We start from the raw sequence: 7,816 nt of genomic DNA on the forward strand, positions 1-7,816 counted from the left end.
CAAGAGTTGTGCCATAAGTGTTAAAACTGCTCAGCGTATTTGCTAATATGCTTATAAGTATTTTGCTGTAAATCGTGCGTAAGCATTTCAATATTATATTTATAAAAGCGATCGCCCATTTCCATACCTGGCGTACCAGCAGGCATAGCGGGAACAGAGAGCCCTATCGTCTTTTCAGGATGTTGTTCAGCTAAAAACTGTTTTATATGTTTGGCGGGAACATGACCTTCAAATACAAATCCATCGTCTGAAACGGCTGTATGGCATGACCGCATATTTGATTTTATTTGATACTGAGATTTAATCGTCCCCATGTCATTGACGTTAATTGCTTTTGTTTGAATATTGTTTTCGCTCAAATGAGCAATCCACTTATTACAACATCCACAATTTTTACTTTTATAAACGGTAAGCTCAATTTTAGGTTTTTCTGAATTCTCATAAGTTATTAATGCTTTATGTTGTTTTTCGATACTTATCGCCGAAAATGACATAGTTAATGATAAAAATAACGCTGAGGTAATGTAGATTACTCGCATTGTTAACTCCTTAATTTGACCAATGAATATGAGTGATTTTCCAACCTGTATCGGTGTTTTTTAATGTGATTGATTCCATTCCCATAGACTTAATATCTTTTCCTTTGTACTTTCCTTGAGTTTTACTTCTTGAAATTGAGTAAGCTATGTCTCCATTTGTGTAAACTTGATGCTCTAGTAGTTCACTATTAACAGCACTTAAGAATTTCATATCCGCTATCATATGATGTTTCGCGTATTCATCTGCAGAACGCTCAACACTTCCGCCTTCAAAAATGATGACATCGTCGGCCAGTAATTTACGTGCAGCTTCGCGATTACCTTGTTTTAGAGATGCATGAAATAGGCTGACTGTTTTTGCAGCCTCGCTATCAACATTGACAAAGGCCTTGCCTTTTTTTGAATATTTTTCATCGTCATGTGCACTAACAGTAAAAGAACTAACAGTGCTAAAAATTAGTAGCAATAAAATTTTTAAATTAAAGGATTTAATTAACATACGTTTCCCTTTTTATTAATCGTTAAATAGGCGGACCAACAAGTGTGGTAAATACACTTGTTGTAATAAGTACAAACAGGGCAATTACTATTTCAACAGTAATCGAGCGTTTTAATATACTTATATGGTGTTGTTGAGTGATTTGCGGGACTAAAAAAAGCTTATGCCATGCACCTAGGAGCAGCATCGCGCTGACGAGTAACAGCTTTAATAAAATTAGTTGCCCATAATCTGATGTAAACAATGCAGAAAATGACTCTAGGTACTGCAGGAGCAGAGTTAAGCCCGAAATAAGTAGTACAAATACAATAACAATAGCGAGTTGACCAAAGTAATGCATTAACCGCTTTACTTCACTGGTAGGTAGTAAAGTGCAGCTTTTGTAAAGCGGCCACAATGACCCTAACCAGCTCGCAATGGCAATAAGGTGAAAGGTTAAAATACTTTTCACTAACCCATTTTCGTTTGCACTGTGCCCAGTAAAAGTGAAGCTATAAGCGATAAACCCAAGCATGATTAGTATAACGGCACCGTTTTTATAACCTGCTACGTTATCATCTGATTCCACATTCCACATACATGCGCTAATTAGAGCAATAATAAGCGCTGGTATTCTAAACCTTGCTTGGTCACCTATGACTGATTGCCAAACAATTTCAAGCATAAAGGGGTCAAACATTCCCATAAAGCCTGATTCAGCCATTGCTCCAGCTTCTATAGGTACTTGTAAAAGTGCAGCAATACTACCTGTAACTACACACGTAATTTGCCAACGTTTTAAGAACTGATGAAAGCTAATTAAGTGATGCTCTGCAACATTGCTGTTGCCACACATAAAGCGCATTAATAAAGTGCCCGCAAGCCCTACAATTGCTATATAGCTTGCTAGTTTTAATAATAGTAAGAGCACTGACCATTCACTTAATTGCATGATGTTGCTACTTAATGATTATGTTTGCTGTGGGTATTAGATTGTTCTTGCATCATCTTATGCGATTCATTTTTATGTACCATAAATCTAAACGTGCCAGTCATTTTATGTCCATCACCACCCAGTGCTGTCCATTTAACCGTGTAAGTGCCTTGGGCTAGGCTCGGTAATGACCAATTAAAGTCTGTGCTTGGGGTGGCGCTGGGTTTGAAATCAAAGTTTATTGTTTTATTTTTTTCATCTTTGATGATGACTTTTGCTAGCCTTACTTCACCACTAAAAATTAACGAAAGTTCCTCTGGTCCTTGCATTAACATGGCTTCTTGTGCAGGTATTGATTGCTTGAGTGATATATGCGCTGATGCGGAAAATGTAAGCACTAAACCTAAAATGGCTACTGCAGAGTTAAAAAACTTCATAATTACCTCTTATTTAAAATGATTAAAACCAAAATTTAATACCCGCAACAAATGCGGTGTTGTTGCTACTTTGTCCACTTGATGTGGCATAGTCGGCGGTATTGCCAAATTTATTGCTCCATTCAACGCCAATATAGGGCGCAAACTGGCGTGTAAATTCATAACGAACCCTAAAGCCAATCGCGCTGCTTGATAGGCCACTTCCAAGCTCGTTTTGTTTATCGTTTTTGCCATAAAGTGTAATTTCGGCTCGCGGTTGTATAATTAGCTTTTGCGTGAGTAGTAGTTCGTACTCTGCCTCTAACGTAAATGCGGTATTGCCTCGCTCACCTACGTATGCTGTCATATCAAGTTCAAACCAATAAGGGGCTAAACCTTGTAAGCCAAAAGCCAACCATTGCCGATTTTCACCTTCTTTATTGTAATCAAGACGAACACCTGCTTGAGTATCCCAATATGCTGATACGGCATGACCCCATAAAATATCGGTTTGGTTTTCTTCAATACTTCCTTCGCTGAAATCACCCTCGGTTTTAATTACCAATCGATCAAAGGTAGTGCCGTACCATGCTTGTAAGTCAAATACACCTGCGTTTGCTTGCTCGTTATATTCAAGACGATCGCCTAGTAATGCGTAAAATGGATGCTCATCAGCGAGTGTTAATCGCTCATTGCCCTCAAGCGCATATGGGCCTTCTGTTAAAGTTGTTCCCGCAGAGTAAGCATGGGGGTCTCTTGCATCTTTAGGTGCACTTCCTCCTTGTGGTTGCATCTTAGCGCTATTCATTTGTGCCATTTCACTTTGCGCTAATAAAGGGAAACTAATTAATGAAGCCCCAGTTAACATTAATAAACTAAATGATTTAGATAGTTTTAATTGTTTCATGATACGACTACCTCTCTAAACATGCCGGCATCCATATGGAATAATAAATGGCAATGCCAAGCCCAGCGCCCTACATCGTGAGGGGTGGTTAAAAAGCTGATTCTTTGTGCGGGTTGAACAGGTATTGTATGACGTCGCACTTGCACATCACCTTGCTCGTTTTCTAAATCACTCCACATACCATGCAGATGCATAGGGTGCGTCATCATGGTATCGTTTTGTAAAATAACTCTTAAACGTTGGTTATGCTTCATATGCACTGGCGTGCTTTTACCAAATTCTAAGCCATCAAATGACCAGCTATAACGTTCCATATTTCCGGTTAAATGCAACTCAATTTCAGCTTCTGGCTCTTGCTGGTTAGTGATCCCTTCAAGTGAGTGTAAATCTGCAAGTGTTAAAACACGGCGACCATTTTTACGTAAACCAATACCAGGATCATCAAGATTTGTTCTAGGCATATCAACGCGCATATCAACTGAAGCTCCATACTCCGTTTTGGCATGACGCACTTTAGGGCTGGCAACTGCCAATGGGTTTTCAGACATACCATGTTTGCTATGATCCATCGCCATTGCACCGTGCTCCATAGCGCTATGATCCATTTCTTTAGAGTTCATACCTGACATGCCAGCCATACCTGCCATTGCAGAATGCTCACCGCCGTGGGTCATATTGCCCATCATATCGGTCATCGTTAACCATTCAACAGGGTCAAGTGCAGGTACTGGCGCATCAATATTAGGCGAGCTTGATAAAGTTCCTTTTGCGTAACCAGAGCGATCCATACTTTGAGCAAAAATCGTATAGGCATCATTTTTAGGCTCAACAATTACGTCGTAGGTCTCACCAGGGCCGAATCTAAATTCATCAACTGTCACTGGTTCAACGTTTTGCCCATCAGCTTGTACAACTGTTAGTTTTAGTTCGGGAATACGAACGTCAAAAAAAGTATTGCTTGAGCCATTAATAAACCTAAGTCTTACTTTTTCTCCAACTTTAAACATTCCTCGCCAATTTGACATTGGCGTACTACCGTTCATTAAAAAGGTCATTGCTGATGCAGATAAGTCAGCTAAATCTGTAGGATTCATTCTCATTTGATTCCACATTTTGCGGCGTTGCAAAGCATTCGAAACACCGCTATTTGAAACGTCATCAAAAAATTCTGGAACAGTGGGCTGATTGAAGTTAAATACATCACTCTGTATTTTTAATTTGCGGAACAGCGCCATTGGGTCATCATCAGTCCAATCAGATAATTGAATAACATGCTCGTTATCTGCACTAATAATATCTTTTTCTCGCGGTTCAATAATTAATACACCGTACATGCCAGTCATTTCTTGAAAGCCACTATGTGAGTGATACCAATATGTACCGCTTTGTTGTAATTTAAATTTATAAACAAAGGTTTCGCCAGGCATAATGCCTTTAAAACTGATACCAGGTACGCCATCCATTTGATACGGTAAAATAATGCCATGCCAATGAATTGAACTCGGTACTGATAACTTATTTGTTACTCTAATAGTAACGTCATCGCCTTCTTTGAGGCGCAAGGTAGGGGCGGGTATAGAGCCATTGATAGTTGTCGCCATACGTACTACGCCAGTAAAGTTAACCGGCGATTCATCTATAACCAGATCAATTACTTTGCCGCTAAGTTCGGGCACAGTGCCTGTTATTGTTCCTGCTACTAAAGATGATGCAGCATGTAATACACTCGGAAAAGCAGCAAGTACACCTCCTGCAATTAAGCCTTGAACAAATCGTCTTCGTGGTGTGCTAACCTGTTGTGATGACTTTTTAAACCCCATTTCCTTACTCCTTCATACCAGAATATGTATTGAGTATAGAAAATAGACCTGTCTTAAACATGACGCGAACATTACAAAGTTGTAATGTTGGTGTCATGTTGCTGTAGTGACAGATACTGCATAATATTTGCAGAGGTAGTTGTTAGGACTTTAATGAAGGAATTGTATGCGCTTATTAGTTGTTGAAGATGAATCAAAGACAGGAGATTATTTAAAACAGGGACTAAGTGAAGCTGGTTTTCAGGTTTCTTTGGCGCGCAATGGACTTGACGGTCATCACCTAGCAATGACCGACTTATTTGATGTAATAATACTTGATGTCATGTTACCTGACGTATCCGGTTGGAAAATTTTACAGTCGCTACGTGAAGCAGATAACAAAACCCCAGTACTATTTTTATCTGCTCGCGATAGTATAGACGATAGAGTAAAGGGGCTCGAACTTGGTGCTGATGACTATTTAATAAAGCCTTTTGCTTTTGCTGAAGTTTTAGCAAGAGTACGCACTCTTATTCGCCGTGGTGTAGTACAAACAGTTGACGATATACTGATAGTTGCTGATTTAGAAATGGATATTCCAAAGCGAAAAATACAACGTGCAGGCAAGCGTATTTTATTGAGTAATAAAGAGTTTAGCTTACTTGAACTATTGTTACGGCGCGAAGGTGAAGTACTGCCACGTTCGTTAATTGCTTCTCAAGTATGGGATATGAATTTTGATAGCGACACCAATGTGATTGATGTTGCCATTCGTAGGCTAAGAGCAAAAGTTGATGATGACTTTACTGTTAAATTAATTCATACGGTTCGTGGTATGGGCTATAAATTAGAGGTTGAAACTGATGGCTATTAAGTCACGGCCTTTATCACTTACGATGCGTGTTGTGTTGTTTGTCGCTGTAACCGTTATTGCGTGCTTAACTTTAGTTGCCACCTTAATAAATAGTTCGATAAAACATCATTTTTTCCAGCAAGATAGTAGTGAACTGCATGTTATTAATCAATCTATTGAATTAGTTTTAAGACAACAGTATAAATCAAACCTGAAACTTAAAAATGAATTATCTAACGCTGTAGCGGGTCATCACGGTGTTTACTATCAGGTAAATACCGCAAAAGGAGAGCTCATTTTTCAAAGTTCTGAACGAGATTTTAGTGATTTTGTAATGAGTGCTAATGCTTCAGCTGGCTTTAACCGTAACAACATTACCTCATGGCAAAATGATACCCACACCTACCGAGCTCTGGTGAGTAATTTAAGTACTGGGCAACAGCAATACAAAATTACTACAGCGATAGACATGAGCTTTCATTTACACTTTCTCAATCAATTTCAACAAAGTCTTTGGGCTATTATGTTTGGCTCTGCGGTACTCATTTTATTGGTGGCTTGGTTTGCTATACATCAAGGATTGAACCCTTTACGAGGTTTGAGTCAGAAAATGCATGACATCCAAACTAATAAGATGGATGTAAGGCTTGATGAAAATAAAGTGCCTATTGAGCTTGTTAATATGGTGCAGTCGTTTAACTCGATGCTCGACAGGCTCCAAGGTGAATTTATTCGTTTATCAAATTTCTCTAGTGATATTGCGCATGAGTTACGTACTCCACTAACAAATATAATCACTCAAACACAGGTTGGTTTATCTAAAAAAAGACAGTTGTTAGAGTATCAAGAATTATTGTTTTCTAATCTAGAAGAGCTGGAACGACTAACTAAGATGGTTAGTGATATGCTTTGGCTTGCAAAAACTCAGAATGGACTGGTTAAACCCGTTCAAAATACTCTAAAAAGCCATGATGAAATTGAAGCATTATTTGAGTACTTTGATGCTTTGGCTGAAGACTCATTGATTACATTTAAGAAAAAAGGTCAAAACCTTTGTTTTTATTGTGACAAATTACACTTTCGCCAATTATTATCAAACCTCCTATCCAATGCAATAAGGTATGCCCCAAAAGGCTCATCAATCACAGTAAATAGTGAAATATTTACCGCTGAAAAAATATGTATTTCAGTGATTAATACTGGGGAGAGAATACCTTCTGAGCATTTACCTTATTTATTTGACCGCTTTTATCGACCCGATAAATCGCGCCAACGACACAGCGATGGAGCTGGTTTAGGGCTTGCAATAGTTAAAGCTCTAGCGCAAGCAAACGGTGGAAATATAGAGGTCAGTTCAAATAATCAAACTACCAGCTTTAAAGTTTTTCTAAATTTAGCTAAAAGCTAATTATTAAATTTAATAACCCAATGTTTGCTTGTACCTCTAGACTTCCCAGCTTTCATTAAACACCGGTTTATAAACTTAAAGTACAAAACGGAAGTAAACTTCCGGTTTCTAACCCAATATTGCTATATTTCGGAAGCAAACTTCCGTTTATAGGAATTCAAAGGTAGTTATCGGAAATATACTTCTGTTTTTGAAAGCGTTGGCCTAGATAGCTATATGAGCCATTTTTCGGGGTCTTATTTGAGCGAAAAGCGGAGGGTCGGGTAAACTCGTTTTTGGACAATTATGAGTTAGAGCCGAAGAACGGCTCTGCATAAGAGAAAAGCCTTGGTAACGCCTCAAACACCGACTCAGCTGTAAGCGTCTAGCGAACCACACCTAGCATCGATGTTCTGATTATCTAAAAATACCTGCTCAATGATAAATTCGGAGCAGGTGATGAAAACTTACAGAACAAGCGCACAGTGGCAGCAGCTTTTGCT

At 38.8% G+C, this 7,816-nt stretch carries 8 protein-coding genes; 2 read left to right on the plus strand and 6 right to left on the minus strand.

From position 1 onward, the window contains the following. Positions 1-20: 20 nt before the first annotated feature. Genes H4J63_RS15095 through H4J63_RS15120 form a run of 6 tightly spaced genes read right to left on the minus strand, consistent with a single transcriptional unit; the run spans position 21 to position 5,094 of the window. Positions 21-539 (minus strand): DUF411 domain-containing protein, encoded by a 519-nt coding sequence (locus H4J63_RS15095; protein WP_182197363.1) that lies wholly within the window; start codon positions 537-539, stop codon positions 21-23. A gap of 10 nt (positions 540-549) precedes the next feature. After that, positions 550-1,038: a nuclear transport factor 2 family protein gene (locus H4J63_RS15100; protein WP_008109928.1), complete on the minus strand. Its 489-nt coding sequence runs from the start codon at positions 1,036-1,038 to the stop codon at positions 550-552. Between the two features lie 22 nt (positions 1,039-1,060). After that, positions 1,061-1,969, minus strand: a complete 909-nt coding sequence (locus tag H4J63_RS15105) for a copper resistance D family protein (protein WP_182197365.1) — start codon at positions 1,967-1,969, stop codon at positions 1,061-1,063. Positions 1,970-1,980: 11 nt separating this feature from the next. Further along, positions 1,981-2,388, minus strand: coding sequence for a copper resistance CopC family protein (locus tag H4J63_RS15110; RefSeq protein ID WP_004588802.1), 408 nt, complete (start codon positions 2,386-2,388; stop codon positions 1,981-1,983). A 22-nt stretch (positions 2,389-2,410) separates the two neighbouring features. Then, positions 2,411-3,274, minus strand: a complete 864-nt coding sequence (locus H4J63_RS15115; protein WP_055011431.1) for a copper resistance protein B — start codon at positions 3,272-3,274, stop codon at positions 2,411-2,413. Beyond that, a complete protein-coding gene (locus tag H4J63_RS15120; RefSeq protein ID WP_069439209.1) occupies positions 3,271-5,094 on the minus strand; it encodes a copper resistance system multicopper oxidase in 1,824 nt (607 codons plus the stop codon). Before H4J63_RS15120 ends, H4J63_RS15115 begins: the two co-directional genes overlap by 4 nt. A 166-nt stretch (positions 5,095-5,260) precedes the next feature. On the opposite strand from H4J63_RS15120, the gene H4J63_RS15125 reads away from it, so the two are divergent. Further along, positions 5,261-5,947, plus strand: coding sequence for a heavy metal response regulator transcription factor (locus H4J63_RS15125; protein ID WP_004588805.1), 687 nt, complete (start codon positions 5,261-5,263; stop codon positions 5,945-5,947). After that, the gene (locus H4J63_RS15130) at positions 5,937-7,334 is read left to right on the plus strand and encodes a heavy metal sensor histidine kinase (RefSeq protein WP_055018910.1); all 1,398 of its coding nucleotides are present in this window, start codon (positions 5,937-5,939) and stop codon (positions 7,332-7,334) included. The genes H4J63_RS15125 and H4J63_RS15130 overlap by 11 nt, the downstream gene beginning before the upstream one ends. Positions 7,335-7,816 lie beyond the last annotated feature (482 nt).

Source organism: Pseudoalteromonas sp. 5Ae-yellow, from assembly GCF_014077565.1.
Classification (GTDB): Bacteria; Pseudomonadota; Gammaproteobacteria; order Enterobacterales; family Alteromonadaceae; genus Pseudoalteromonas.

What these genes read in the sequence shown, in the direction of transcription:
- H4J63_RS15095 (WP_182197363.1), bottom strand. Translation starts at nt 539, where the DNA reads ATGCGAGTAATCTACATTACCTCAGCGTTATTTTTATCATTAACTATG.
- H4J63_RS15100 (WP_008109928.1), bottom strand. Translation starts at nt 1,038, where the DNA reads ATGTTAATTAAATCCTTTAATTTAAAAATTTTATTGCTACTAATTTTT.
- H4J63_RS15105 (WP_182197365.1), bottom strand. Translation starts at nt 1,969, where the DNA reads ATGCAATTAAGTGAATGGTCAGTGCTCTTACTATTATTAAAACTAGCA.
- H4J63_RS15110 (WP_004588802.1), bottom strand. Translation starts at nt 2,388, where the DNA reads ATGAAGTTTTTTAACTCTGCAGTAGCCATTTTAGGTTTAGTGCTTACA.
- H4J63_RS15115 (WP_055011431.1), bottom strand. Translation starts at nt 3,274, where the DNA reads ATGAAACAATTAAAACTATCTAAATCATTTAGTTTATTAATGTTAACT.
- H4J63_RS15120 (WP_069439209.1), bottom strand. Translation starts at nt 5,094, where the DNA reads ATGGGGTTTAAAAAGTCATCACAACAGGTTAGCACACCACGAAGACGA.
- H4J63_RS15125 (WP_004588805.1), top strand. Translation starts at nt 5,261, where the DNA reads ATGCGCTTATTAGTTGTTGAAGATGAATCAAAGACAGGAGATTATTTA.
- H4J63_RS15130 (WP_055018910.1), top strand. Translation starts at nt 5,937, where the DNA reads ATGGCTATTAAGTCACGGCCTTTATCACTTACGATGCGTGTTGTGTTG.